This window comes from Marivita sp., from assembly GCF_022763305.1.
GTDB lineage: Bacteria > Pseudomonadota > Alphaproteobacteria > Rhodobacterales > Rhodobacteraceae > Marivita.
The window spans coordinates 1-24055 of record NZ_JALEGT010000101.1 but is presented as its reverse complement, the minus strand read 5'-3'; the positions used below and the strand labels follow the sequence as shown (position 1 = coordinate 24055).

The following is a 24055-nucleotide window of genomic DNA, read 5'->3' as shown; positions in this document are numbered from 1 at the left end:
GGCCGTTCGCTTCTTGGCCGGGCGCTGCGGTGCAGCTTGACCAGACCGGTCATTCGCGCGGGTGTGCAATTTCAGTTGTGTTCCGGGTCTGCTGTGCGGAAGCTCCCGACCGCTCGATGAGCCGAGTTATTCGATATACATCACGCCAAATCACCGACTGATCGCTTGTCAACCGCTGCCGTATAGGCGCCGGCCTTGGATGTCGACAAGCCCGCGGCGACCAGCGCCTCGGCCATTCCGACGGCGCAGGAAATCCCGTCGATTACAGGAATCCCAAATTCGGCGGACAGTTGCTGCATCAGATCGGCCATGCCGGCACAGCCCAGAACAATCGCTTCGGCGTTGTCTTGCGAGATGGCGGCTCGGATCTCGTCTCGGATCTGATCAAGGCAGGCGGGATCGCCCTCTTCCAGTTTGAGTACCGGAATATCGGTGGCGCGCACGCTGGCGCACTTCGTCGCTAGACCATACCGCGTCAGGTTGTCTCTGATGCCTGCAACCGAACGGCTTAGCGTTGTCACAACGGAAAAACGATGCGCCAGCAGTGCCGCCGCGTGATAGCCTGCTTCGCCGATGCCAATGACGGGCACATCGACGAGACAGCGCATCGCATCCAGACCCGTGTCGTCGAAGCATGCGATGATGACCGCATCCACATCCTTGTGCCGGGCCGCTTCTTCCAGAAGCCCGGGCAGACATAGAGCGACGTCATAGAACCCCTCTATGCTGTAAGGACCATGGACCGGATTGGTCGCGATGATTTCTGTGTCGGGGCGCGCCACTTTGCTGGCTGCCGCAGCCGCCTTTTGCGTCATCGACGCGGTAGTGTTGGGGTTGATCAGCAGGAGTTTCATGCCTTGGCCCTACATGTCGCCGCCAAGATAGGCGGCCTTGATCCGGTCATCGTGCAGCAACTCCTTGGACTTACCTTCGATCACCACGTTGCCGGTGCTCAGCGCATAGGCCCGGTGCGAAATCGACAGCGCCATGCGTGAATTCTGCTCGACCAGCAGAACGGACACACCTTCGTCGCGGTTGATCGCCACGATGGACCGCGCGATGTCCTGCACGAGTTTCGGCGCAATCCCGAGCGAAGGTTCGTCCAGCAGCAACAGGCGCGGCTTTGCCATCAGGGCGCGACCGATCACCATCATCTGCTGCTCGCCGCCCGACAGGGTGCCCGCAGATTGTTTGTAGCGTTCTTTCAGGCGCGGAAAGCGTTCCAGCACGCTATCCAGTGTATCCTGCACGCCGGAGTCCTTTGACCGCGTAAACGCGCCCATCAGCAGGTTGTCCCTCACGCTCATATAGGGGAAGACCCGGCGGCCTTCGGGAACCATGGCGATGCCACCCGCGACGATATCGGCCGGATTGGTGCCATCGATGCGCCTGCCCTCGAATTCGACACTGCCCGAACAAGGTTTGGCCAGCCCGGTGATTGCCCGTAGGATCGAACTTTTGCCCGCGCCATTCGCCCCGATCAGCGCAACTGTTTCGCCTTGTTCAAGGTCGATGGACACACCTTTCAGCGCATAAACGTGGTCGTAATAAAGCTCGACGTTTTTGAAATCCAACATCTTGCTCATCGCTTACATCCCAATCTCGTCATCAGCGCTGCCAAGATAGGCCTCGATCACGCGCTCGTCGTTCTGGATTTCCAAAGGCGTTCCTTCGGCGATCTTCTCACCGAAGTTCAGCACTACGATCCGGTCGGAAATCTTCATCACGGCGGGCATGTCATGTTCGACCAGCAGTACAGTCACGCCGCGCTCGTCCCGGACCTTGCGGATCAGATCGACCATTCGCATCGTTTCCTCATGATTCATCCCGGCGAAGGGTTCGTCCAAAAGCAGCACCTTGGGATCTGTGGCCAACCCGATGGCGATCCCCAGCGCACGCAGGTTGCCCTGTGGCAGGTTTGACGCCTGCTCGTTGGCAATCTCGGCCATCCCGAGAAAATCGATCAGGTCGTCGGCGTAATTGCCAAAGCTTTCGACATCCTCATGCGCTGTCTTGCTGCCCCAAAAGTACCCGGCGAGCGAGGCTTTGGCGCGCAAGTGCTGGGCGACGACGATGCTTTCGCGCACGGTCATCGACTTGAAGATTGTGGTTTCCTGAAAGGTCCGCACGATCCCTTTGCGCGCCACCACATGTGGTTTGAGATTGGAAATCCGCTCGCCCTTGTACCGCACCTCGCCGCTGGTCGTCGGCAGAAAGGACGAGATCATCTTAAACAGTGTCGACTTGCCCGCGCCATTCGGCCCGATCACCGAGAGGATCTCGTTTTCCTTTACGTCAAAGCTGATGTCGTTGTTCGCGATCAGGCCACCGAATTTCTTGGTGACGTGCCGCACTTCGAGAAGCGCGCTCATTTTTGACCTCCTGACTTGCGCATCCGCAGACTCAGCAAGCCATTGGGCAGGAACAGCATGAGGATGATCAACAAGCTGGAATAGACCAGCATCTGGTACTTGCCGAGTTCGAACAGCAGGTCCCAGCCGAAATACAGTACCAGCGTACCAAGCATCGGGCCAAAGACATAACCAAGCCCGCCAAGGAAGCAGTTCAGCATGAAGTTGACGCTGTCGGCGACCTGAAAGCTGGACGGATATACGGATTGTGCAATCGATCCGAACATCGCCCCGCCGATCCCACCAAAAAAGGATGAGATCGCAAAGATCAGGATGCGGATATAGGAGATGTTGACCCCGATCGAGCTGGCCAGTTCCTCGTTCTGCTGCATTGATCGGCACAGGTGTCCCAGCCGCGAATTCACGATGCGGTAGAGAGCCGCATATGTCAGCACCATCAGTATGGCGGTGGTGAAGTAGAACGCCTGCCGCGGGTTTTCGAGTGTGGCAAAGTCTGGGATCAGCGTCAGGCCAAAGATCGACACGGCCCCCGGCAGTGGGATCGAGGTGATGCCCTTGGCACCGTTGGTGATCGGCAGCGCCAGCGCGGTTAGGGTAAAGACCTGCGTCAACACCAGCGTGATCATCGCGAAGTAGACGCCGCGCAGCCGCAGGATCGGCAAGCCGATCAGCACGGCAACGAAAGCCGCGAACAGGCCGGCCAGCGGCAGCGACAGCCAGAATGACATGCCTGCCTTGGTTACGAGGATGGCAGACACATAGGCCCCCAGAAGCGCAAAGGCGCCCTGACCGATATTGATCCTGCCAATGTAGAAGGTCAGCCAGACCCCCGCGCTGGCAATTGCCAGCAGACCGACGGAGGTAAGGGTGAAGAACAGGTCGGTCCGGCCGGTGGACACGATCATCATCGGCACGATGACGAACACGCCGAGGAAAAAGATCGCAAGCCCAACCCATTGAAACATAGAGAGTTTGATCATCGTTATCCCCACGGCTTGCCCATCAGGCCCTGCGGCCGGATGGCGAGGAAAATCATCAGCGACACGAAGATCAGCAGATAGGTGATGTCGCCGTATTGCGCGAGGTAAGCCAGACCGAATGCTTCCATGAAACCGAGAATGATACCGCCCCAGATGGCACCCGAAATCACACCGGCACCGCCGATCATCACCATCATGAAGGCTTTGATCGAGGTCGGCCCGCCCATCCCGAGATTGACCCCGGTGATCGTCACCAGCAGCCCGCCGACCAGCCCCGCCAGCATTGCGCCAAGGGCAAAGCCGATCATCGAAAACCGGTCCACATTCACCCCCATCAGCTGCGCGGCGGTGCGGTCCTGCGCCAGCGCGCGCAGCGCCCGGCCAGTCTTGGAATACTGCATGAACAGGATGAACGAGACGATCGACAGGATCGCCAGCACGCAGATCAGGATACGGTCATAGGGCATGATCAATCGGAAATCCCAGTTGAAGACGCCGTTGACGATCTTTGGCACGCCGCGTTGCTTTTCCCCGAAGAGTAGCAGGATCACCGCGTCGAAGAAGAAGGCCAAACCCGCAGCCAGCAGCATAGTGCTTTCATCGCGGGACGATCTTTTGATGACCGGGGCAAATAGGAACTTCTCGATCAGCGCACCGAGTATGAACAGTGTCGCGCAGGACATCATCAAGGCCAAGACAAACGGCAACCCCAATTGCCCGTAGATTGTGTATGTGACAAAGCCGCCGAGCACGTACATCTGCCCGTGGGCAAAATTGAGCACGTTCATGAGGGCAAAAATCAGGGTCAAACCTAAAGCGATCATCGCGTATTGCGCGCCCAAGTAGACCCCGTTTGCGAGTATCTGTTCCATCCTGTCCCTGCCGAAAGTTTCTGCTGCTCCGGCCCCGCATCCGGGACCGGAGGTCATGGTGGTCCGGTCCTGACCCAGCGGGATCAGGCGCGCGGGGGCTGATCAATCGACTTCGGCGACAAATAGGGTCTCGAATTTGCCGTCCTGATAGACGTTCACCACCAGTGGCACGGCGACCTGGCGCTTTTGCCCGAACGAGCTGTCGCCGACATAACGCAGCTTGGCATCGCCAACCATGTAGGGGTTCGGCGCCTCAAAGCTGTCCATCGTAGCCTGAAAGGCCTGCACGTCGGTCATGGCTGCGGGGTTCGCCTTCAGCGTTTCGAGGATGTATTCCAGAGCGTAGACCTTAGTGTTGGACTCGTCGTTGTATTCGCCAAACATGTCGGTGTAGCGCTGCACGAACTCACGCATCGCATCTGAAGCCAGTTCCGGCGTTGATGCTCCGCCCACCGAGATGAAGCCGTTTGCCAGATCACCCGCACCTTCGGCCAGTACCTGCGCGTCCTGCGCGGTTTCGGTCGAGATCAGCCCCTGAAATCCCAGCTCGCGCGCCGAACGGATCAGCTGCGGCGCGTTTGCAGGCGACACGCCGGACAGGACCAGCAGGTCGGGGCGCGAGCGCAGCACCGGGGTCAGCACGGGGGTAAAATCGGTGGTGTCCACCTGATAGGTGACGTTGTCAGAGACAACTTCCAGGCCCAGTTCCTTGGCGGCCGCGACGCCGCCATCGCGCTGGCTGAGCGGATCGGATTCATTCGCCGCGATAAAGGCGACAGTCTTGACCCCTTCGTTCTCCATCAGGTGCTTGTAGATCGCCGGCCCGGACTGGTAGTTGGCCACCATGCCCAGAACGGCGTTCGACGCGGGCGCGGTGTACAGTTCCTTCGGGAAGGCATAGGGGAAGTACATGATACCGTTGGCCTCGGCCACGGGACGCACGGCTGCCGCACCGTCATCGACGTTCGGGCCGACGACATAGTGGATGCCTTCCTGAGCCATCTTTTCCATGCCGGCGATCGCGCGCTTGGGGTCCTTTTGATCGTCAAAGGACACGATTTCGATGTCATAGGTCACGTCGCCGATGGTGTAGCCGCCGGTCTCGTTAATCCATGCGGCGCGGGTTTCCATCGAGCGCTGGTTGGAAATGCCCCAGGCCGCCGCCGGGCCACTGGTCACACCGACGAAGCCGATCTTTAGCACCGGATTCTCTGCCCATGCACTACCCGCCATTGACGCGGTCAAAGCCGCGGCTGCCACGGCGGACTTTAGAATTGTTCTGCGGTTCATTGTTTTCTCCTCCCTTTACCTTCCTCCGGCGCTCTTCACGCCGGTTTGCGCTCGTCCACATGACTGGCACGCAGTTGGAAGGAGACGATTGTTAACAATCCGTGTCAACGATAATTTGACTTTTTGTTGCCGCCACTTACTGTTTCCCAAGACTTGCCTTCGCTTTAGAGTGCTTGTGAAGGACGTTTCACAGCCCAAGAACCCGGAGGCTAACGGTTTGACAGTTCAGCAATTTCTTGATGCGGACTCGTCGCTTGGCGAAGAGCATAAGATCGTGGATCGGATCTATAACGCAGTGATGCAGCAGACGCTGGCCCCGATGACCAAGCTGAGCGAATCGACCATCTGCGAGAGCTTTGGCGTGGGTCGAATGAAGGCACGCCGCGCGCTGTTGCTGCTGGCCAGCCAGGGCATCGTCGAGTTGCGCTCGAACCGTGGGGCTTTCGTCGCCAGCCCCACACAAAAGGACGCGGACGAGGTGTTCGAGGCGCGCATTCACATCGAACCCAGCCTGATTGCGCAGGTCTCCGAGCGAATAGACACGGCGGCGCTCAAGATTCTGACCGACCACATCAACAAAGAAAAGGCCGCTCGCCAAGCCGAGAACCGTCAGGAAATCATCCGTTTGTCGGGCGAGTTCCACGTGCTCATCGCGACGGTCTCCGGGAACGGTTTCCTGATCCGCACCCTGCGGGAACTGGTCACGCGGACATCACTGATCGTCGCCATGTTCGGATCTGGCAAGTCATCTTGCTGTCGAGAAGATGAACACGAAAAGATCCTTGAAGCCATTCAATCAAGAGATGCCAAACTGGCCGCTTCGCTTGCGCGTACTCATCTGGACCACATTCGGATGGATCTCGACTTCACGCAAGCGCACAAGACTGCACCCGATCTTGTGACCCTGTTGAGGGACAATTGACCCAATTGCGTGTGCTGGCGCACCAATCGGATGTTTTGGGCTGAAAGCCGACGGATGCAGCCGCACCGAAACTACAGCACCGGTTCGGGATTTTTTCTGAAACCGATCTTGCGGCGCTGCAGCGTGTAGTTTGACCACTATGGCGGACCAAATTAGCGCTCTCGGCCCGAAGCGGTCATTCGCGGGGCTGGCCATCGCTGCGGCGCAGCTTTCCAAAAGCGGTCGCTCGTCACAGCTGCCAATGCTGCAACGCAGCTTTACAGCAAAACGGCAGACTGACTGCTCCAGGCTTGACATTTTTTGATGCAACAAATTTTTCAGCCAAACGCATGAGAGCCATTCAGCGAATTTGCTCGCTGACGATTTGGCGGAATCGTCAGGAGCACAGGTGCCAACACATTCCAAGTTTCGGGACGCGATTTGCCATTCTTGCGGGGCCGCTCCTGCTCAATCAACCCGATGTGCGACGACGACCGGACTGTTGTGACGATCAGGTAGCAGTTCGCTGCGGATGCTGTAGACCGGGTCCAGACAGTTCGCCACGAGAACTTGACCCGGGGCGGATGCGGCACCAAGCCTGCCGTTATTGATCAAGACCAGGTGGTCGGTAAAGCGCCCGGCAAGCGTCAGATCATGCAGCGCGGCGATCACAAGGATGTCTTGGGCAAGGGTGCGAAGATGGTTCAGGACTTCGAGTTGGTGGTGCAGGTCAAGGGCGCTTGTGGGCTCGTCCAGGATCAGCAGTCGCGGGTTACGCAACAGGCGTTGGGCGAGCAGAACACGCTGCTGTTGGCCACCGGACAGGCGATCCATCCGGGCCGTTGCCAGTACCGACAGGTCCAGCAGAGCCAGAACGCGGGCAACTTCGGTCCGGTCATCGGCCGTGATGCGCCAGCCGAGCCGTTCGCGCCGCCCCAGCAATACACATTCGGCCACGGTCATGGCAGCTGACACTGCAAAGCCTTGGGGCAGAAAGCCGATCTGGGACGGCTGTGGCCAGGCACCCTCCAAATGCTTGGTGCCGCCATGCGGGACAAGACCCGCCAAGGCGCGCAGCAAGGTCGATTTGCCTGCACCGTTGGGGCCGATCACTCCGACCAGACCTGTGGAGGGCAGCGTCAGGCTGTCGATGTGCAGCAGGCATTTGCGCCCGGCACGAACGGTGAAATCACTCAGGATCAGGCTCATTTCGTCCCTTTCATCAGGATGACCCCCAACAGCATCGGGATGCCGGCAATGGCGGTGATGATGCCTACGGGGATGACTGCGCCGGGCGAGATCAGCTTGCCCGTCACAGAGGCCGCGACCAGCACCACCGCCCCCATGATGCCCGCCATGGGCAATCCAAAGCGGTGATCCTCGCCCACCATGGCGCGACCCACATGGGGCGCAATCAGGCCGACGAAACCGATGGTCCCGGTAAAGCTGACGGCGCCTGCGGTCAGCAGCGCCACCAGCATCAGAACCCGGCGGCGCAAGGCGTCGACATTCAAGCCGAGGCTGGCGGCATTGCCATCGCCGAGGCGCAGGCTGGTGAGGTTCCAGACCTCGCGCGCGATCAGCGGCAGCGTCAGAAGCAGAATCCCGCCAAGCACCTGGACACTGGTCCATGTCGCCTTTAGCAAGCTGCCGAACAGCCAAAAGACGATTTGCTGCAACACCTCGGGGGCAGCCATGAACTGCAATAGCGATTGCAGGGATTGGAACAGGAAGAGCACCGCGATCCCCGCCAGCACCAACGTCTCGGGTGCGGCACCCCGATAGCGCGCAACCAGATAGACTAACCCGGCGGCCGTCAAAGTGGCGGCAAAGGCGGCTAGGGGCACGCCGATCCACAGGGCCACCGGCAGTGCCGCTCCGAACAGGATCACCGTGGCTGCGCCAAAGCCAGCTGCGGCGGAAAAGCCTAACGTATATGGGCTTGCCAATGGGTTGTTCAGGATCGTTTGCATCATCAACCCGGCAATCCCGAGCGCGCATCCGACCAGTGCTGCCATCAGCGTCTGCGGCATCCGCAGGTGCCACAGGATCGTTGCAAGGCGGCGGTTCTCGCCTGAAGGCCCGTCGCGCAGGCCTTGCAGCACGTCGTACAACGGCAGCCCTGCCGGCCCGGTCACCAGATCGGCCACCATCAGCGCAGCCAGCGCGATGAGGGCGGCACCAACCGCCCCCATCCGGGATAGGCCAGAGCGGCCAAAGCCGCTCTGATCCTGTGTGGAAACGCTCATTCCGCCTGCATCACGAAGTTGCCGTCCAGCGTGATCGGCAGCCAGTCGGCGTAGAACTGTTCCAGCTCGGCCTGTGGATCGACATCGGCGAAGGTCGCCGGGTGCAGGGCTTTGCCGAGAAAGCGGAAATAGGCGAAATCCGACAGGGTGCGCGAGCCACCGTGATAGATCCCGTAGATCTTGCCATCCTGCACGGCGGGCAGATCGGACCAGCCCGGGCGGGTCTTGTAGGCGTCGATGCGGGTCTGGGCCAAAGCCTTGTCCGCACCAAAGCCCATCGGCACGGCGGCGGGGCGGTTCAGCCATTCCGACCCGGAAAGCAGGATCACCTCGGGGGCCTCGGCCAACACGTATTCGGGTGACAGAGGCCCCCAGTTCTCGATCTGGCCATTGGCGATGTTCCGGCCCTTGAGCCGGTCGATCACGCCACCCCACATTCCGCCCGCATAGGAATTGCCGATCTCATCGGGGCCTTTCTGCGCCAGTTCGACATAGACCTTGGGGCTTTCGGTCGACGCCTCGACACGGGCGGCGGTGTCGGCGGTCATGTCCGCATACAATGTCGCCAACGCCTCGGCCCGGTCCTCGGCCCCCATGGCCAGCCCCAAAGCACGGGTCGAGGCAAGATGCGCCTCAAGCGTCTGCGCGTTGTAGTCCAGCACCAGAACCGGCACGCCCGCGGTGTCGAATTGCTGCGCACTTTCGCCCAGTGCGTCGTATTGCCAACCGGCAAGGATCACCAGATCGGGGTCGGTCGCCAGCGCCGCCTCGATGGAAAAGGTGCTGCTTTCGGTGTCGCCCACATCGGGCAGGTCGGCCAGCTGCGGGAAAGTCTGGGTGTAGGCCTGCCACTGTTTCGGACGCCAGTCGGCCCACGGCCCGCGCGACAGGCCGACGATCTTGTCGACCGCGCCTTCACCGGCCACGGCAAGGTAATCCTCGTAGTAAAAGCCCAGCAAGACGCGCTCGGCCGGGGCGTCCAGCGTCACGGTGCGATCCCGTAGGTCGGTGATGGTGATCTCGGCCCAGGCGGCGGTGCTCAGCAGCGTGGCGAGGCAGGTGCTCAGTGCAAGTTTCATCGTGTTTCCTCTTGTTTTGATGAGATTAGGCGGCACGGCGCTTGGGTGCGTCGCCGGTCAGATCGGTGAGGGCATTCAGGTCGCGGATGCGAACTCGGCTTGGTTGCGGCATGGCGATCAGCCCGGCCTTTTCCAGCGCGCGCATCTGGCGCGATACAGTTTCCAGCGTCAGCCCGGTCAACTGCCCAAGATCGGCACGATTGACCGCCAGATGGATTTCGTCGGGCTGACCTTGCCGCTGGTAGAAGCACCGCAGCATGGACGCGATCCGCTCATGGGCGGTCTTGCGCCCCAGCAGAAGCTGCCAATACTGCGCCTGTGCCAGTTGGTCCTGCACCAGATGCAACAGATTGAGCCGAAGGCGCGGAATGGCGATGGCCAGATGCTCGAACGTGGCATGGTCACAGGTCAGAACTTCGGTTTCGCCGATAGCGGTCAGGGTGCCTTTGGCCCGATCACAGCCTTGCGGGGCAAAAGCTTCGCCCGCAAAGGTCAGGGCCAGCAGGTGCGTTCCGCCCTCGGGCGTGGCGCGGTCCTCGCGCAGCGCACCCGATAGAACGAGCCCGACAAAGGGCGCATCCGCACCGCTGCGTGGCAGGGGTTCGCCGTCTCGGTAGGGCACTGTCGCAACGGGGCGCCGGATGTGGCGCATCTGGGCCTTGGACAGGCCGTGAAACAGGGCGGGGCGCGGATGGACAGGGGACAGATCGTGGTCTGGCCACGGGTGTATCATCGCAGTCATGCGGGTTTCCTTGTCTTGGATTTCGGGACAAGGGGCGCGAAGCCCCGGCTGAAGGATCAGACGGGGAACGGTGGCGCGCGACTGCGGTTATGGTGAAAATAGATTTGGGAAACAGGGCGTTGCGCCGTTACCCTCGGTGGTGCCATTGGCCAGAGCGGCAGTCGGATCAGCGGGTCGGGATTCGGCGCGGCCTCAAGGCCCGCGACACTGACCTGCACGCAATGCGGGCCGTCATGACCCTGGGCAGGGTGGTCATCCTCGACGGGGATGACGTCGCCCTCATCGGTCAGCCAGACCTCTTGGGTGCCGTCCGGCGTGCAGAGCACCAGCCGCAGACCATCCGGGCCTTGCGCGCGCATGAAGCCGTCCGGCACGGTGGCCGAGCCGAGCAGCGCCAGGAACAGCAGCGCACGAGTTATGAGGCCCGACAGGTTCAAGCGTCAGTGCCCGGAATGGTTCATGCCGGAATGGTCCGCACCGGTTGCGGGATCGACCATGAATTCGACGGCGACCTCGCCCGCGTGGCGAAAGATCAGCGTGGCGGGGATCATGTCGCCTTCCGCCGCAGGGCCGCTCAGCCCCATGAACATCACGTGCATGCCGCCGGGTTCCAGGTTGATAACCTCGCCGGGCGCGATCGGCACGCCGACCAAGGGCCGCATCTTTGCGATGCCATCCTCGAAGATCGTGGTGTGCAACGTGGTCGAGGCCGCAAAGGGCGAACGCACTCCGATCAGTTCCTCGGGCGCGTCGCCCTCGTTCGAGATGGTGATGTAGCCCACCGCCGATTTGGCCTTGGCCGCCGGTGCCGGGATCGACGGATGGATGATGTGCAGATCGCCGGTCATCTGGTCATGGGCCAGAGCGGGCGTCGCCAGCAGCATCAGGGAGAGAAGTGCGCGTTTCATGTCTGTCTCCTACGGGTCGGCACGGTTGATCCGGGCGGGGTGATCTGCGGGCCACGGGTCGGCGTGGTCCGGGTTGGTCAGGAAGCTCTCGTCTGTCAGGCTTTCGAGGAAGGTGATGATGTCGTCGATCTCTGCCTCGGTGGCGTCAAAGCCGACGATCATGCCGTCCTGGTTGGCGTGGCCCTCACGCCCACCGCGCGCGTAATGCGCCAGCACGGCGCGCAGGTTGGGGATCGATCCATCATGCATATAGGGCGCCGTCACCGCGACATTGCGCAGGCTTGGCGTGCGGAACAGCCCCGCATCGCCCGGCTCGCCGGTGATCTCGATCCGGCCGGGCGCATTGGCGGGATACTCTGCATAAAGCCCGGTATTGTGAAAGCCGGTCTCAACCCAGGGGCTGCCCTCGCGTTGGAAATTGTCGGTAAACAGCACGCCCTGATGGCAATGGTAACATTCAAACCGATGGTCAAAAAACAGCTGCTCACCGCGTTTGGCGGCTTCCGACAGCGCGCCCAGGTCGCCGCCGTATTTGAACCGGTCATAGGGGCTGTCATAGGACATCAGGCTGCGTTGAAACGCCCCCAGCGCGCGGGTCACGGTGAACAGGTCGGGCGCGGGCCGGTCGGGAAAGGCCCGCGCAAAGGCCACGGCATAATAGGGATCGGCGGCCAGCGTGGCAAAGATGCGGTCCTCCTGCCCGGTCGCGCCCATCTCGTCGGGGGCTTCGCCGAACAGCGGCACAAGGGCCTGAAACTCCAACGAGGTCATATGCGGATTGGCCCAGGCATTCACCGGGAGATAGGCGACATTGGCAAGGCTGGGTGCGTTGAGATTGCCCGGCGTGCCGTGGATGCCCACGGCTGTCTGACGACCATCGGTGAAGGCCCGCGCTGGATCGTGGCAAGAGGCGCAGGCCACGGTGCCATCCCCCGACAGGCGGGAATCGTAGAACAGGTGCCGTCCAAGCGCGACCTTGGCGGCGCTCATCGGGTTGTCTTCCGGCACGGGCGGGCGTGGCATCCATTCGGGCAGCGGCCAGTCATAGCCGCCATCGTCAAGGGCGAGTGCCGCCCCCGACAGGATCACCAGCGCCACCGCGACAGGCGCGGCGCGGCGCATCTCAGCGCGCCGTGACCAGCGCCTGCTCCGCGGCAGGCACATCGCCATAGTCCAGACCCAGCCTGGCCATGACCGTCATGCAATCCGCATCACCCGGAAAGGACATGCAGCCCGGCGATGTCTCGGGCGCGTTCACCCTCAGATCGGCCTCGGCCACCACGGCGGCAGGGTCGATGACAAAGGTCTGGGTCGCCGGATCGAACCGGTCGAAGGCGATTTCCATCAGGTTCGGCGACTTGCACGGCTTGGCGGGCGCGTCGGTCTTGCCCTCGGAGGCGCACATGGTCGAGCCAAGATGCAGGAACCAGCCCTTGGGGCCGTCCGCGCTGCGGTCGGTCGGGACCATGTCGATGCGCACGAATTTATACCCGCCACGCCAGTTCCAGAACATTGAGGTCAGGTTCAGCGGAGACGGCGCGACGGTCGGGTCCCCGTGGTTCATCGCAAAGGGCACACCGACGTTGAACGCGACGCCGGTATACTCCCCCGCCGCCACGGTGCCGCTGAGCGCGGTGTTGACCGGCGCGGTGCCGTTGGCACAGGCGGCAGTGCCGTCCTCGAAATCGAGCAGCGCCACGCCTTCATGCTGCCAGTCGCTTTCATCCAATGTCACCGGCGCGCGGCTGCCATCGGCGGCGATCATCTCGACCCCGCTGACATACAGTCGGAAATCCACGGCGCGAACCTCCGCCCCGGTGGCGCCCATCCCGGCATAGGTGGCGTCGCAGGCAAAGGGCTGCCCCCCGATCTCGGCGGCAAAATTGAGGGTGACGGGCTGGTCGGCGAATGCGGGCTGTGCGGCAAGCACCGCGCAATAAGCGAGTTTCTTCATGAGTTGTCTCCAGATGTCTGTATCCGGCGGCGGGCCGGGTGTGTTTCGCGAAAAAAAGTCGGGAAACTCAGGCGACAGGAGGAGCGCGGGCCGGGTGGGTCCCTTTAGCCGTCAGCGCGTTCAGAACCGGCGGTGCCGGAGTCCAGTCTGCGGGGGCGAGCGACAGCTCAGCCAGAATCAGTGAAACAGCCGGTTCCGGCAAGGACATGGAGGCATGCAACCGACAAGCCTCGCAGTCCCCCTGAACCCCATCGCCGTCGACATCGCCGCAAATATCGGATGCATCAAGGCCAAGGGCCGCCACAAACGCCTGCGCGGACTGTTCCGCAGGCGACTGAACACGATGCGCAAACCCCGTCGTTGCCAAGGCAACGATCATCAACAGGGCGCAGGCCCGAACAACAAGGGTGTGCATCAAGCCGTTCATCACGTCGCTTCGATAGCAGCACCCTGCGAAATCACAAGCGGCCATACGCCGCAGCAGCATCGCCACCTCGGCCCAAACCGGCCGTTCAATCCCTGACCGATCGCGGCGGTTCAGCTTCACCAGACCGGCCATTCGCCGATCGCGCAGCATCTGCGGAGGAGCAAGGTCGGCAGTACGCAGAAAGCGGACGCTCTCGTGAATGGGGCGATGGAGGCGGGCATGAAGCTGTCCGGCTCAACGCCTCGTCTGTCTGCAATTGGCGGCAAGGCTGTTGCTGAACTTGTCTAACCCACCAAACTGCAGATGCACTTTGACAGACTGGGATCTGTCGGCTGCTGCCGAAAAGGCCTCTGCGGCCTTGTCCAGCGTGTAGCGCCCGGTGATGATCGGGAAGACAATGATCCGCCCGGATACAATGGCATCTACAGCCTCGGCGAACTCCTCGTGGAAGCGATGGGTCCCTTGCATGTGGATTTCCTTGGCGACCAATGCGTTGATCGGCATCGGTGTGTCTCCAGCGACGCCGACCTGCACCAAGACACCACGCGGGCGGAGGCCGGCGACGGCGGACGCGATGGCCGGCGCTGCGGCAGAACATTCAAAGGCGACGTCGAAGTATCCCTTTTCCTCGGCATAGCGCGCCATGGCGGTGCCGTTGGTGGCGACATTAATGGTTTGGGTCGCTCCCATCTGCTTTGCGATCTTCAGCACAGCATCCTGAAGGTCGGTCACGACGATCTCTGCGGCCCCTTCAGCGGCCGCGATGGCCACGCATAGGCTTCCGATCGGTCCGGCGCCGGTCACGAGCACACGTTTGCCCGAAAGGTCACCGGCCATACGCGCGGCGTGCAGACACACGGCTAGCGGCTCGGCGCAAGCCACTGCATGCATGTCGGCGCTCTCGGGCACCTTGATGCATTGGTCCGCAGACACCACAATGCGATCCCGAAAGAAGCCCTGTTCATGCGGCAGCCGCATGGCTGATCCGTTGAACCGCATGTTCAGGCAGTGCATTGGCAGGCCTTCGGTGCAATAGCGGCATGTCCCGCAAGGGCGGCTTGGGTTGATCGCAACGCCGTCGCCGGGGGCAAGGCCGGTCACGCCGGGGCCGACGGCCACCACCCGACCGGACGCTTCGTGCCCAAGTATGATCGGTTCGCGCACGCGTATGGTGCCGATGCCACCATCGGACAGATAGTGCAGGTCCGATCCGCAGATACCCCCGGCGGCCACGGCCACAAGGACTTCGCCCTCGGCAGGTGAAGCAATCTCCATGGTTTCGATACGAAGGTCATTCTTTCCGTGCAGGCGACAGACTCGGGTTTGCATTTGAGGGATCATTTCGTCAGGAGTGAGGGCAGCCATGTGGCCAGTGCCGGGATGTAGGACACTGCCAGCAGGACGGCGATATTGGTCAAAAGGAAAGGCAGGATCGCTACGACAACCGGCATCAGCGGCAGGCGGGCGATGCCCGCGCAGACGAACAGGCAGACACCGACGGGGGGCGTGGTCAGCCCAATCATTAGGTTCAGGACCGCGAAGGTGGCAAAGTGCAGCGGGTCGATCCCTACGGCCTGCGCCAGAGACAACAGCGGCACGAAGAGGATGATCAGCGCGGCGATGGTTTCCATGAACATGCCGACGAACAGAAGCAGCAGGTTGATCAGCAGGATCACGAGGAACTTGTTGTCGGTGATTTGCAGCACCCCTTCGGCAATCGCTTGCGGGATGCGCTCGGACACGAGGATCCAGCCAAAGACGTTGGCAAATCCTACCAGTGCTAGGATACCTGCGGCGGACGTTGCGCTTTCGACAAGGATCATCGGAACCTTGCGCAGAGGCAGCTCGCGGTAGATGAAGGCGCCGACGACCAGCGCGTAGACGCTGGCGACCACGGCGGTCTCGGTCGGGGTGGCGATGCCGGAGAGCAGCCCGTAGATGATGAGGAAGGTCATCGCGAGCGCCCAGAACGCGCCGGAGAAGCTGCGTGCGATCTCGCCTATGCCCCGCCATTGCTGACGCGGGAAATTCCTGCGGGCCGAGATGACGTAAGCCGTGACCATCATGGCAAGGCCCATCAGGATGCCGGGGATCGCGCCCGCCAAGAACATTTGCCCGACGGAAATGCCGGACAAAGCGCCGACAATGATCATTGGCACGGAGGGCGGGATGATCGGCCCGACAGTGGAACTGGCCGCCGTCACGGCGGCGCTGAAGTCGGCCGGGTAGCCCGCCTTCTTCATTCCTGGGATCAGCACACCGCCGATGCTGGCCGCATCGGCTACGGCGGTGCCGGTGATGCCTCCGAACAGCATGGAAGCGGCGATATTGGTCAGGCCCAGCCCACCCTTGATCCAGCCAACCAGAGCATTGGCGAAACGAATGATCCGTCCCGTGATGCCGCCCTGGTTCATCAGGTTGCCCGCAAGGATGAAACCGGGGATAGACAGCAGCACGAACACGTCCATGCCCGCATACATCTTTTGTGGCATGACGACTGGCGGAATGCCCGCAAGCCACAGATAGGCCAGCGACGACAGACCCAGCGTCACCGCCACGGGGATGCCCAGCACCAGCCCGCCCACGAAGACGGAAAACAGAACGGCGACGTCCATGGGTCAGTCCTCTTCCGTCTTGACGGGTTTCCCGTCCTCAGTGCCGGTCAGCATGCCCAAGACGCGCAGCCCCGCAAAGACGGCCAGCAGTGCGAGCATCAGCCACACGGTGAAGTGGATGTAGTCCATGCGAACTCCAAGTGCGGGCGAGGTCTGCATCTTGCCGATCGAGACGTATTTCCACGCATGGCTCAGCAGATAGACGGCCATTGCGCAGGTCGCGATGGCGGACAGCAGCCGCAATAGCCAAGGCATCCGCCCCGGCAGGTACTCGCAGACCACGTCCACGTTCACCAGATCGCCCGAGCGGAAGGCCAGTCCGGCCCCGAAGGCCACGGAATAGAGCAGCGCATAACGGGTCAGTTCTTCGGTCCAGACCGGGGCAAAACCAGTCAGGCGGCCCGTCACCTGGATCAGCACCGAGACGATCAGCACGGCAAAGGCCAGCCCCGCGCCCCATTGGGCAAGCCGGGTCAAGATGTGGATGACCGTGTCTGCGATGCGCATGATACTACCCAAAGCGAGGACGACCCCGGTGCCTGTGAGAGAAGGCACCGGAGCGCTTCAAGGTCAGTTCGAGAACAGATCTTCGACGATCGGCTTGATCTCGTCGTTGACGTTGGCCAGCACGGCATCCTTGGCAGCGGCCTGGAACGCGGCGGCGTCGACCTCGACGAAGGTCATGCCCTTTTCTTCGAGGAAGGCGCGGTCCGCAGCCAGCGACGCGTTGAACAGCTCACGCTCGTAGGCCTGCGCGCGGGCGGCGGCTTCCATGACGGCGGCCTGATCGTCGGCCGACAGCTTGGTCCATGTGCTTTCCGCGATGGTCAGGTAGATCCACGACCGGACGTGGTCCGTCAGGTTCACGTGGCTCTGGACTTCGTAGAACGATGCCGAGCGGATCAGCGCGAGCGGGTTTTCCTGGCTTTCGATGGTGCCGTTCTGAAGTGAGGTGAAGACCTCGGAAAACGCCATCGGGCCGGGGTTTGCTCCAAGCGCCTTCCACACATCGACGAACAGCGGCACGTTCGGCACGCGCATCTTCAGGCCGTTCAGGTCGGCGGGCGTGGTGATCGGGCGGTTCGAGGTCAGGTCACGCGCGCCACGGGCGAAATAGGCGATCGGGCGGATCTGTACCTTTTCGACGATCTGATCCTTGATCTGCTGACCGATCTCGCCGGAGGCAAAGGTGTCCATGTCCTCAATGGTCTTGAACGCGTAGGGAACAGCCAGCAGTGCGGCCTTCGGCGCCCAGTTCTGAAGGCTTTCACCGGTGATGGTCATGTCGACCGTGCCCAGCTGCATGCCGTTGATCAGGTCGATTTCCTTGCCGAGGCTTTCGTTCGGGAAGACCTCGACCGCGATGCGGCCATTGGTCAGCGCAGACAGTTCTTCGCCGAATTTCACGGACGCGAGGTGCCACGGGTTTTCCTCGTTTGCGAGGTGGCCCAGCTTGAGCGTCATTTCCTGAGCGGAAACAGCACCGGCCAGCATGGCCAGCGCGGTCGCCGCCGCGGCGAATTTGAATTTGAACGACATGATTCACTCCTCCGTGTTGGGTGTAGTTCAGATAGGCGCATTAACCGGCCCGGGGATTTCCCCGTCCGGCAGGTCGAAAAAGTCAGGGTGGGCGGCCTGGATCTGCGGCAGGTCCGATAGGACTTCGCGCAGATGACCGCGGATGGCGGTATTCGCACCCGGGCCATCTCCGGCTTCGATCCGGTCGACGATGGCAGTGTGCTGCGCGATCAGCTTGGCCACCGGGAACTGGCGCAGCGACAGAAAGCGGACACGATCCATCTGGGACTTGAGCCCCTCGATCAAACGCCACGCACCGCGCTTGCCTGCCGCGTCGGCGAGCGTGCGGTGAAACCGTTCGTCCAGTTCGATAAAGCCCTTGCTGTCCGCCACATTGACCTGCGCCTGCAGCTGGCGGCGCAGATCCACGACCAGCTGCTCGTCGGAGTCCTGCGCAAGGATCGCGACGATATCCGCCTCGATCGCCTCTCGCAGGAATCTCGCATCGAGCACCGCGGTGTAGCTGATCTTGGTGATGATCGTGCCGCGCTGGGGCAGGATGGCCAGTAGGCCTTCGCCCGCCAGCTTGATGAATGCCTCGCGCACGGGCTGGCGGCTGACCTCACAGGCGCGGGCGATTTCGGATTCGGAGATGCGATCCCCAGGGGCAAAGCGATTGCGGATTATGGCATCGCGCAGGCGGGCATAGACCTGCGGCGCAATTGCCGAAGACGGGTCAAGATCGCTGGCAATGATGCCATATGCCGTCATGATTCGCCGTCCTCCCTGCCGCCGGATACCATACTTCCATACTAGTCAGCAATCCGTGGGGGTGGTAGACGGTAGGAGACGACTCGGGAGGACAGAATGAAACAGACGTGGCGTTGGTTTGGCCCCAAGGATCTCGTGTCCATTGACGACACATTGCAGGCGGGGGTTGAAGGTATCGTGTCGGCCCTGCACCACGTGCCGACCGGTGCGGTCTGGACGCCCGAGGAAATCGCGCAGCGCCAGCGCGAGATTGCAACGATGAAGGACGGCGCGGCCTCTGGACTCGCGTGGGACGTGGTCGAAAGCCTGCCCGTTTCCGAGGACATCAAGAAACAGCAGGGCGACTGGCGCGCGCATATCGAGAACTATAAGATCAGCCTGCGCCATCTGGCTCAGGCCGGGATCAAGGTGATCTGCTACAACTTCATGCCGGTGCTCGACTGGACGCGCACCGACCTGGCGTGGCGGCGGCCGAATGGCGCGACCTGCATGCGGTTCGACCTTACGGATTTCGCTGCCTTCGATCTGTTCATCCTGAAACGCCCCGGTGCCGAGGCGGATTTTGACGACGACCTGAGAGCCGCAGCGCGCGAACGCTTCAATGACATGTCCGGCGCCCGCCGCGACGAGTTGGCGAAGAACGTCGTCTTCGGCCTGCCCGGAGCCGCCGAGAGCTTTTCGCTGGACGATGTTCGCCAGCACATCGCCGAATACGACAGTATCTCCGAGGATCGCCTGCGTGCCCACTTGATCGATTTCCTGTCCGAGGTGACCCCGGTGGCCGAAGGCCTCGGGCTTCGGCTGTGCTGCCACCCAGATGATCCGCCCGTGCCGCTGTTGGGCCTGCCGCGCATCATGTCGACCGAAGCGCATTATGCTGCCGTGATGAACGCCGTTGACCGCACCGCCAACGGCATCACCCTGTGTTCCGGTTCGCTCGGCGCGCGGCCCGACAATGATCTGCCTGGCATCATGGATCGCTGGGGCAGCCGCGTGCATTTCTTGCACCTGCGCAACGTCAAGCGCGAAACCGGCGACATTCGTGGGTCGTTCTTCGAGGACGAACACCTGAACGGCGATGCGGATATGGTCGCCTTGATTGCAAGCGCTCTGCGCGAAGAGGCACGCCGCAAGGCTGCAGGTCGCGCCGATTGGTCGATTCCCTTCCGCCCCGACCACGGTCAGGACATTCTGGACGACCAAGGCCGCAAGGCGCAGCCGGGCTATCCGGCGATTGGTCGCCTGAAGGGGCTGGCAGAGCTGCGCGGCGTTATCGCCGGCCTCCAATACGTGGGGCTGTGATGGACCGGCTGACGACGCTCGACGCGCTGCCTGGCACCGTCCAGAAGCCCGGCCACACGCCCGCCGCGCATGGCGCGGGCATCGTTCACATCGGCCTTGGCGCCTTTCACAAGGCGCATCAGGCGGTCTACACCGATGACGCTTTGACCGCGGCGGGGGGCGACTGGCGCATCATCGGCGTCAGCCTGCGTTCGACCGAGCCTGCGCAAGAGCTGACCCCGCAAGGCGGGCTGTTCACGGTTATCGAACGCAGCGCTTCTGGCACGCAGGCGCGGGTGATCGGCAGCGTTCAAAGCGCGCTGTCCCTGAGCACGGACCGGGGCGCCGTCCTGAACGCGCTGGTCGCCCCCGAAACCCGCATCATATCGGTCACCGTCACGGAAAAAGGCTATGGCCTGAACCGTGCCACGGGAGGCATCGACCCGGACCATCCCGCGATCAAGGCCGACCTTGCCGATCCCGCCAACCCGCAAGGTCTGGCCGGGCTGCTGGTCTGGGCACTGGGACACCGCCGCGCGCAGGGCACGCCGCCGTTTACGGTTCTGTCCTGTGACAACCTCCCGGAAAACGGCGCGCTCGCCCGGTCCTTGCTGATCGACTTCGCCCGCCACGCGGCCCCCGATCTGGTGGATCATATCGCGACCGACGTGGCCTTTCCGTCCTCGATGGTGGACCGCATCACCCCCGCGCGCACCGACGATACGCTGGCGTTGGCGCAAGATCTGATCGGTCAGCGCGACGCCGCCGCCATCGAATGCGAAGCCTTTCGCCAGTGGGTGATCGAAGATCACTTTCCCACCGGTCGCCCCAACTGGGAAGCGGGCGGCGCGATCTTTGCGCCCGACGTTACCCCCTACGAGGCGATGAAGCTGCGGATGCTGAACGGCAGCCACTCGATGCTGGCCTATGCCGGGTTTCTGTGCGGCCACACATACGTGCGCGACGTCATGGCCGACCCGGCGTTGTCCACGCTGGTAGACCGCTATCTCAAGGCGGCGGCTGCCACGCTCGATCCCTTGGACGGTGTCGATTTCGACACCTACGCCCAAGACCTCGCCGAGCGGTTCCGCAACACGCATCTGGGCCATGAGACCTATCAGATCGCCATGGACGGTAGTGAAAAAATGCCCCAGCGGGTGTTTGCGGCGGCTTTGGTGGCACTGCGCCGTGGGCAATCGCTGGCGCCCTTTGCCTTCGCGACGGCCGCATGGATCCGCTACACCTTTGGCCACACGGACGATGGTGCGACCTATACCTTGCGTGACCCACGCGAGGCGGAACTGGCGCCCGATCACGACGACCAGGGCGCAGCGGCTGCGGTCAATCACGTCCTCGACTTGCCCGGTTTGTGTCCGGTTGAGCTTCGAACCAACATCAAATGGAGGGCATTGGTCGAAGGCTTCGTTACGCGCATGACATCGGTGGGGGTCGCGGCGGCGGTCAAAGAGGCGGCGCGCTAACGCGCCAAAACCATTCGGTCGTTGGTGTTTTGATCTCGGGATGCAGTTTGGGCTGGGAGCGGACTTGCGAAAACGCAACAACAAGAACCCGGGTTTCCCTGCGCGAGAGGTCGGTCCCGGCCCATAGCGGACTTTCAACATCGACGGATTCTGCGAAACAGCGCTCCCGGAAGCGGTCACTCAGAACCTGCGCAGCAGGGTCAGTTTAGAAATGCAGTACCCAGCTAGTCTCGCTCCGCTTTCCACCCAAAGTTTGCCCCTAAACTAAGCCCCGCCAGCCTTTGTAAATCCGAGTTCGTCGAGCCTGGGAGCATATTTTTTTAGATTGGTGGCAGGTACACCCAAGACGAACAGATCACGCGCTCTGGTGAGCGCGACATATCCGATTTTGCCGACTTCTGTCTCTGTGCCACCGAGCATTTCGTCGAGGTGCGACTGATTGCACACGTAAAGAACGCCCCTGATGCTTTCGCCTTTTACCTTGTGAACGGTGGAAACGCGGAACGTTGGCAGCACCTCAATCCCCAATTCCGCCGGCCGCATTAGCGGCTGGTTGAAAATTTTCCGCTTCGCGAGTTTGGCTTTCCAAGTGGCAGCAGCCTTGAAACCATGTTCTGCCGAGAGAATGGCGAGCATGGTTTCGGCCCGCGCCAGCAAGGCAGGTTGCCAATCAGTATCCGCGACAAGAGACGCATGAGGTACCCCCTTGGCTGGATCTTTCACGAACGACCACAACACCCGCCGCAGCGCCTGAAAATTCCGCTCAACTCCGCTGTGGCGGGTAAGCTCAGAGAGCAAAGCCCCATGGCTGTCATCCAGCAGGCCGACGACGCCAGCGCAGCAGTGCTCGAAGGCGTCATCGAAGCGACTAAACTTGTCTCGCTGGATTGCAGCGTTCACGAAGTGTCGCAAGACGCCCTGTCCTTGCTCCTTCTCACCGCCGGCCCAATCGGCAGCCCATTCCGCAGACCGGCAGAGCACGGCCGCATCGTCGACACCTATACCCGCCTGACCTAGCAGTGCTGCAAAGGATTTGATTGCATTGTCTTTCTCCTCTTTCTTGTAAGCGAAATAATATGCGCCGGACAAAGTAGCGGGCGCCGTGCGCGAGGCCGTGTCTGTGCGCCCTGAGAGTTCGTTTGCGATCGCGACGATACTCGGGACCGATCAAAAGTTAGTCTCGAGCCTGCGTTCATCGACTTCATCGCGATCGGCATGCTGTTGGATAAACGCACCGGTCGCGCCAGAGAACTCATAGATGCCTTGATTGACATCTCCGATCAATGAGACCTGCGTCCCAGCATCCTGTAACGACATTAGGATACTTTGGTGCAGATTGCAGATGTCTTGGGCCTCATCGACAAGGATGTGCGGATAGCGTCGGGCCAGTGCGCGGCGGATTGGCGTCGTACTTCACTGAAACCAAGACTTCGCGCCCATCGCGAAACAGTAAATGAGCATCGAGGCGCGTAAAGGTCTGGCTTCCATCAAGGTTTTCAAAAGGCACAATCGTGAATTGTTCCTTGAAATTCACGACGTCGGGGTGGCCTGCAATGTTCAGAAAGACTCGTGATTCCTCAAAAGAGGCGCACCAGAAGCCCTGAAGCGTGCGGCTCGACACGACTGGCAGCATCTGCTCCATCGTTACAAATCCGTTCACACTTTTGCGGCGCACCGTGGAGTGCGTCTCGGGAAAATCGAATTAGGCAGAGGTCGTCCGCTACGCGATCGCCCGGCGCAAAATTTTTGATCGCTTCCTCACCGACAGTCTGATCGAGCTCTTCTCCAATATTGCCGAGCGCATCATCCGGCCCCAGACCATCACGCGCGACATCAGCCTATTCACTGGATGGATGGCGGCCAGGCGCTCGCTGGCAGTTCCAGCCGAACTTTTGCGCCACTCTCACTTTGATCGATCAGAACGCGACCATTGATCCGCTGCATGGCCGCCCGCGCCAAGGATAAGCCCATGCCAACGCCGGGTGTTGAGCTAGCCTCGTAGCTGAGACGTTCGAATGGATTGAAAGCTTGCTCGGCAGTTTCTTTCGCGAAGCCTTGACCGCTGTCGGTGACGACGATTTCAACAATGGTGTCGCCGCGCAGACCTCCCGAAATCATGATTTGCCCACCTTCAGGCGTGAACTTGATCGCATTGTCGATCAGTTGACGGAGTGCCAGGACCAGCATCTTTGGGTCTGTCGAAAAAGCCAATGTGTGTGGAAGAGAGGTTGCGATCTGCAGCTTCTTCTCGGTCACGTCTTCATTGAATTCTGAAAGGACTTGATCAACGAGATCGGACGCCGTGGCTTGCTCTAACTCAGGTCGATATTCCCGGTCAGCCCAAGTCACGAAGGTAAACATGGTGTCGAGTATACGCAGAAGAGACCTGCACGACCGCAGAATTTGTCCTGGGTAACTGCGGGCCTGCTGCAAAAGCGCGGGGTCAAGTGCGCTCAAATCCATACGCATGAGATCCGTGTAGCCGTGAATTGCATGAAGCGGTGTCCGCATCTCATGGCTTAGTACTACAGTTGCACTTTGAGTCGAGATTTATGATGCGCGATGGCGGCGTTGATTTGATGTTCGCGTCGCCATCGTGACCAGTCCCAAATGGC

General features: G+C 61.5%; 27 protein-coding genes and 1 pseudogene. 4 read left to right on the top strand and 24 right to left on the bottom strand.

What is annotated here, in order from left to right:
- Positions 1-140: 140 nt before the first annotated feature.
- The 6 genes from MRY75_RS18045 to MRY75_RS18020 all read right to left on the bottom strand — a co-directional run bounded on the left by MRY75_RS18045 (position 141) and on the right by MRY75_RS18020 (position 5514).
- Positions 141-854 (bottom strand): aspartate/glutamate racemase family protein, encoded by a 714-nt coding sequence (locus MRY75_RS18045; protein WP_292309398.1) that lies wholly within the window; start codon positions 852-854, stop codon positions 141-143.
- A 9-nt stretch (positions 855-863) separates the two neighbouring features.
- Positions 864-1577: an ABC transporter ATP-binding protein gene (locus MRY75_RS18040; protein WP_366934954.1), complete on the bottom strand. Its 714-nt coding sequence runs from the start codon at positions 1575-1577 to the stop codon at positions 864-866.
- A gap of 12 nt (positions 1578-1589) precedes the next feature.
- Positions 1590-2372, bottom strand: a complete 783-nt coding sequence (locus MRY75_RS18035; protein ID WP_292309396.1) for an ABC transporter ATP-binding protein — start codon at positions 2370-2372, stop codon at positions 1590-1592.
- A complete protein-coding gene (locus MRY75_RS18030; RefSeq protein WP_292309395.1) occupies positions 2369-3352 on the bottom strand; it encodes a branched-chain amino acid ABC transporter permease in 984 nt (327 codons plus the stop codon). Before MRY75_RS18030 ends, MRY75_RS18035 begins: the two co-directional genes overlap by 4 nt.
- Positions 3353-3354: 2 nt before the next feature.
- Positions 3355-4224: a branched-chain amino acid ABC transporter permease gene (locus MRY75_RS18025; protein ID WP_292309394.1), complete on the bottom strand. Its 870-nt coding sequence runs from the start codon at positions 4222-4224 to the stop codon at positions 3355-3357.
- Between the two features lie 102 nt (positions 4225-4326).
- On the bottom strand, positions 4327-5514 hold the full coding sequence (locus MRY75_RS18020; RefSeq protein ID WP_292309393.1) for an ABC transporter substrate-binding protein: 1188 nt from the start codon (positions 5512-5514) through the stop codon (positions 4327-4329).
- Between the two features lie 175 nt (positions 5515-5689).
- Here MRY75_RS18020 and MRY75_RS18015 point away from each other — a divergent pair, with 175 nt between their 5' ends.
- Positions 5690-6436, top strand: a complete 747-nt coding sequence (locus MRY75_RS18015; protein ID WP_292309392.1) for a GntR family transcriptional regulator — start codon at positions 5690-5692, stop codon at positions 6434-6436.
- Between the two features lie 447 nt (positions 6437-6883).
- Here the strand turns inward: MRY75_RS18015 and MRY75_RS18010 are convergent, their stop codons facing one another.
- The 14 genes from MRY75_RS18010 to MRY75_RS17945 all read right to left on the bottom strand — a co-directional run bounded on the left by MRY75_RS18010 (position 6884) and on the right by MRY75_RS17945 (position 18678).
- Positions 6884-7624: an ABC transporter ATP-binding protein gene (locus tag MRY75_RS18010; protein WP_292309391.1), complete on the bottom strand. Its 741-nt coding sequence runs from the start codon at positions 7622-7624 to the stop codon at positions 6884-6886.
- Entirely contained in the window at positions 7621-8664 is a 1044-nt protein-coding gene (locus MRY75_RS18005) for an iron ABC transporter permease (protein ID WP_292309390.1), read from the bottom strand. The genes MRY75_RS18010 and MRY75_RS18005 overlap by 4 nt, the downstream gene beginning before the upstream one ends.
- Complete coding sequence (locus MRY75_RS18000; protein WP_292309389.1) at positions 8661-9743, bottom strand: ABC transporter substrate-binding protein; 1083 nt, start codon at positions 9741-9743, stop codon at positions 8661-8663. The genes MRY75_RS18005 and MRY75_RS18000 overlap by 4 nt, the downstream gene beginning before the upstream one ends.
- Positions 9744-9768: 25 nt before the next feature.
- A complete protein-coding gene (locus MRY75_RS17995) occupies positions 9769-10485 on the bottom strand; it encodes a Crp/Fnr family transcriptional regulator (protein WP_292309388.1) in 717 nt (238 codons plus the stop codon).
- 56 nt (positions 10486-10541) lie between these two features.
- Positions 10542-10922, bottom strand: coding sequence for a DUF2946 family protein (locus MRY75_RS17990; RefSeq protein ID WP_292309387.1), 381 nt, complete (start codon positions 10920-10922; stop codon positions 10542-10544).
- A gap of 3 nt (positions 10923-10925) precedes the next feature.
- Positions 10926-11393, bottom strand: a complete 468-nt coding sequence (locus MRY75_RS17985) for a copper chaperone PCu(A)C (RefSeq protein ID WP_292309386.1) — start codon at positions 11391-11393, stop codon at positions 10926-10928.
- A 9-nt stretch (positions 11394-11402) separates the two neighbouring features.
- Entirely contained in the window at positions 11403-12515 is a 1113-nt protein-coding gene (locus MRY75_RS17980) for a methanobactin export MATE transporter MbnM (protein WP_292309385.1), read from the bottom strand.
- Between the two features lies 1 nt (position 12516).
- Positions 12517-13347 (bottom strand): MbnP family copper-binding protein, encoded by an 831-nt coding sequence (locus MRY75_RS17975; protein WP_292309384.1) that lies wholly within the window; start codon positions 13345-13347, stop codon positions 12517-12519.
- A gap of 67 nt (positions 13348-13414) precedes the next feature.
- Entirely contained in the window at positions 13415-13924 is a 510-nt protein-coding gene (locus MRY75_RS17970; RefSeq protein ID WP_292309383.1) for a polyketide synthase, read from the bottom strand.
- An 84-nt stretch (positions 13925-14008) separates the two neighbouring features.
- The gene (locus MRY75_RS17965; RefSeq protein ID WP_366934951.1) at positions 14009-15049 is read right to left on the bottom strand and encodes an L-idonate 5-dehydrogenase; all 1041 of its coding nucleotides are present in this window, start codon (positions 15047-15049) and stop codon (positions 14009-14011) included.
- 62 nt (positions 15050-15111) lie between these two features.
- Entirely contained in the window at positions 15112-16389 is a 1278-nt protein-coding gene (locus MRY75_RS17960; protein WP_292309381.1) for a TRAP transporter large permease, read from the bottom strand.
- Positions 16390-16392: 3 nt separating this feature from the next.
- Positions 16393-16896: a TRAP transporter small permease gene (locus MRY75_RS17955; RefSeq protein ID WP_292309380.1), complete on the bottom strand. Its 504-nt coding sequence runs from the start codon at positions 16894-16896 to the stop codon at positions 16393-16395.
- Between the two features lie 63 nt (positions 16897-16959).
- Positions 16960-17928: a TRAP transporter substrate-binding protein gene (locus MRY75_RS17950; protein ID WP_292309379.1), complete on the bottom strand. Its 969-nt coding sequence runs from the start codon at positions 17926-17928 to the stop codon at positions 16960-16962.
- A 27-nt stretch (positions 17929-17955) separates the two neighbouring features.
- Positions 17956-18678 carry a GntR family transcriptional regulator gene (locus MRY75_RS17945; protein ID WP_292309378.1) on the bottom strand — a complete coding sequence of 241 codons (723 nt, stop codon included), beginning with the start codon at positions 18676-18678 and terminating at the stop codon, positions 17956-17958.
- A 96-nt stretch (positions 18679-18774) separates the two neighbouring features.
- Here MRY75_RS17945 and uxuA point away from each other — a divergent pair, with 96 nt between their 5' ends.
- A complete protein-coding gene (gene uxuA / locus MRY75_RS17940; RefSeq protein ID WP_292309377.1) occupies positions 18775-19980 on the top strand; it encodes a mannonate dehydratase in 1206 nt (401 codons plus the stop codon).
- Positions 19980-21440, top strand: a complete 1461-nt coding sequence (locus tag MRY75_RS17935) for a mannitol dehydrogenase family protein (RefSeq protein WP_292309376.1) — start codon at positions 19980-19982, stop codon at positions 21438-21440. The genes uxuA and MRY75_RS17935 overlap by 1 nt, the downstream gene beginning before the upstream one ends.
- Before the next feature lie 264 nt (positions 21441-21704).
- Here MRY75_RS17935 and MRY75_RS17930 read toward each other — a convergent pair whose 3' ends face one another.
- The 3 genes from MRY75_RS17930 to MRY75_RS17925 all read right to left on the bottom strand — a co-directional run bounded on the left by MRY75_RS17930 (position 21705) and on the right by MRY75_RS17925 (position 23082).
- Positions 21705-22529 (bottom strand): hypothetical protein, encoded by an 825-nt coding sequence (locus tag MRY75_RS17930; RefSeq protein WP_292309375.1) that lies wholly within the window; start codon positions 22527-22529, stop codon positions 21705-21707.
- Positions 22530-22607: 78 nt separating this feature from the next.
- Positions 22608-22784, bottom strand: a complete 177-nt coding sequence (locus MRY75_RS21985; RefSeq protein WP_366934953.1) for a hypothetical protein — start codon at positions 22782-22784, stop codon at positions 22608-22610.
- A 10-nt stretch (positions 22785-22794) separates the two neighbouring features.
- Positions 22795-23082, bottom strand: a complete 288-nt coding sequence (locus tag MRY75_RS17925) for a hypothetical protein (RefSeq protein WP_292309374.1) — start codon at positions 23080-23082, stop codon at positions 22795-22797.
- Between MRY75_RS17925 and MRY75_RS17920 the strand changes: the two are divergent.
- A pseudogene (locus MRY75_RS17920) lies at positions 23078-23290 on the top strand (transposase); the annotation flags it as partial. The gene MRY75_RS17925 and the pseudogene MRY75_RS17920 overlap by 5 nt on opposite strands.
- On the opposite strand, the gene MRY75_RS17915 reads toward MRY75_RS17920, so the two are convergent.
- Positions 23283-23951: a HAMP domain-containing sensor histidine kinase gene (locus MRY75_RS17915; RefSeq protein WP_292309373.1), complete on the bottom strand. Its 669-nt coding sequence runs from the start codon at positions 23949-23951 to the stop codon at positions 23283-23285. The pseudogene MRY75_RS17920 and the gene MRY75_RS17915 sit on opposite strands and share 8 nt — an antisense overlap.
- Between the last annotated feature and the right edge of the window lie 104 nt (positions 23952-24055).

What these genes read in the sequence shown, in the direction of transcription:
- MRY75_RS18045 (WP_292309398.1), bottom strand. Translation starts at nt 854, where the DNA reads ATGAAACTCCTGCTGATCAACCCCAACACTACCGCGTCGATGACGCAA.
- MRY75_RS18040 (WP_366934954.1), bottom strand. Translation starts at nt 1,577, where the DNA reads ATGTTGGATTTCAAAAACGTCGAGCTTTATTACGACCACGTTTATGCG.
- MRY75_RS18035 (WP_292309396.1), bottom strand. Translation starts at nt 2,372, where the DNA reads ATGAGCGCGCTTCTCGAAGTGCGGCACGTCACCAAGAAATTCGGTGGC.
- MRY75_RS18030 (WP_292309395.1), bottom strand. Translation starts at nt 3,352, where the DNA reads ATGATCAAACTCTCTATGTTTCAATGGGTTGGGCTTGCGATCTTTTTC.
- MRY75_RS18025 (WP_292309394.1), bottom strand. Translation starts at nt 4,224, where the DNA reads ATGGAACAGATACTCGCAAACGGGGTCTACTTGGGCGCGCAATACGCG.
- MRY75_RS18020 (WP_292309393.1), bottom strand. Translation starts at nt 5,514, where the DNA reads ATGAACCGCAGAACAATTCTAAAGTCCGCCGTGGCAGCCGCGGCTTTG.
- MRY75_RS18010 (WP_292309391.1), bottom strand. Translation starts at nt 7,624, where the DNA reads ATGAGCCTGATCCTGAGTGATTTCACCGTTCGTGCCGGGCGCAAATGC.
- MRY75_RS18005 (WP_292309390.1), bottom strand. Translation starts at nt 8,664, where the DNA reads ATGAGCGTTTCCACACAGGATCAGAGCGGCTTTGGCCGCTCTGGCCTA.
- MRY75_RS18000 (WP_292309389.1), bottom strand. Translation starts at nt 9,743, where the DNA reads ATGAAACTTGCACTGAGCACCTGCCTCGCCACGCTGCTGAGCACCGCC.
- MRY75_RS17995 (WP_292309388.1), bottom strand. Translation starts at nt 10,485, where the DNA reads ATGACTGCGATGATACACCCGTGGCCAGACCACGATCTGTCCCCTGTC.
- MRY75_RS17985 (WP_292309386.1), bottom strand. Translation starts at nt 11,393, where the DNA reads ATGAAACGCGCACTTCTCTCCCTGATGCTGCTGGCGACGCCCGCTCTG.
- MRY75_RS17980 (WP_292309385.1), bottom strand. Translation starts at nt 12,515, where the DNA reads ATGCGCCGCGCCGCGCCTGTCGCGGTGGCGCTGGTGATCCTGTCGGGG.
- MRY75_RS17975 (WP_292309384.1), bottom strand. Translation starts at nt 13,347, where the DNA reads ATGAAGAAACTCGCTTATTGCGCGGTGCTTGCCGCACAGCCCGCATTC.
- MRY75_RS17970 (WP_292309383.1), bottom strand. Translation starts at nt 13,924, where the DNA reads ATGCTGCGCGATCGGCGAATGGCCGGTCTGGTGAAGCTGAACCGCCGC.
- MRY75_RS17965 (WP_366934951.1), bottom strand. Translation starts at nt 15,049, where the DNA reads ATGGAGATTGCTTCACCTGCCGAGGGCGAAGTCCTTGTGGCCGTGGCC.
- MRY75_RS17960 (WP_292309381.1), bottom strand. Translation starts at nt 16,389, where the DNA reads ATGGACGTCGCCGTTCTGTTTTCCGTCTTCGTGGGCGGGCTGGTGCTG.
- MRY75_RS17955 (WP_292309380.1), bottom strand. Translation starts at nt 16,896, where the DNA reads ATGCGCATCGCAGACACGGTCATCCACATCTTGACCCGGCTTGCCCAA.
- MRY75_RS17950 (WP_292309379.1), bottom strand. Translation starts at nt 17,928, where the DNA reads ATGTCGTTCAAATTCAAATTCGCCGCGGCGGCGACCGCGCTGGCCATG.
- MRY75_RS17945 (WP_292309378.1), bottom strand. Translation starts at nt 18,678, where the DNA reads ATGACGGCATATGGCATCATTGCCAGCGATCTTGACCCGTCTTCGGCA.
- uxuA (WP_292309377.1), top strand. Translation starts at nt 18,775, where the DNA reads ATGAAACAGACGTGGCGTTGGTTTGGCCCCAAGGATCTCGTGTCCATT.
- MRY75_RS17935 (WP_292309376.1), top strand. Translation starts at nt 19,980, where the DNA reads ATGGACCGGCTGACGACGCTCGACGCGCTGCCTGGCACCGTCCAGAAG.
- MRY75_RS17925 (WP_292309374.1), bottom strand. Translation starts at nt 23,082, where the DNA reads ATGGAGCAGATGCTGCCAGTCGTGTCGAGCCGCACGCTTCAGGGCTTC.
- MRY75_RS17915 (WP_292309373.1), bottom strand. Translation starts at nt 23,951, where the DNA reads ATGCGGACACCGCTTCATGCAATTCACGGCTACACGGATCTCATGCGT.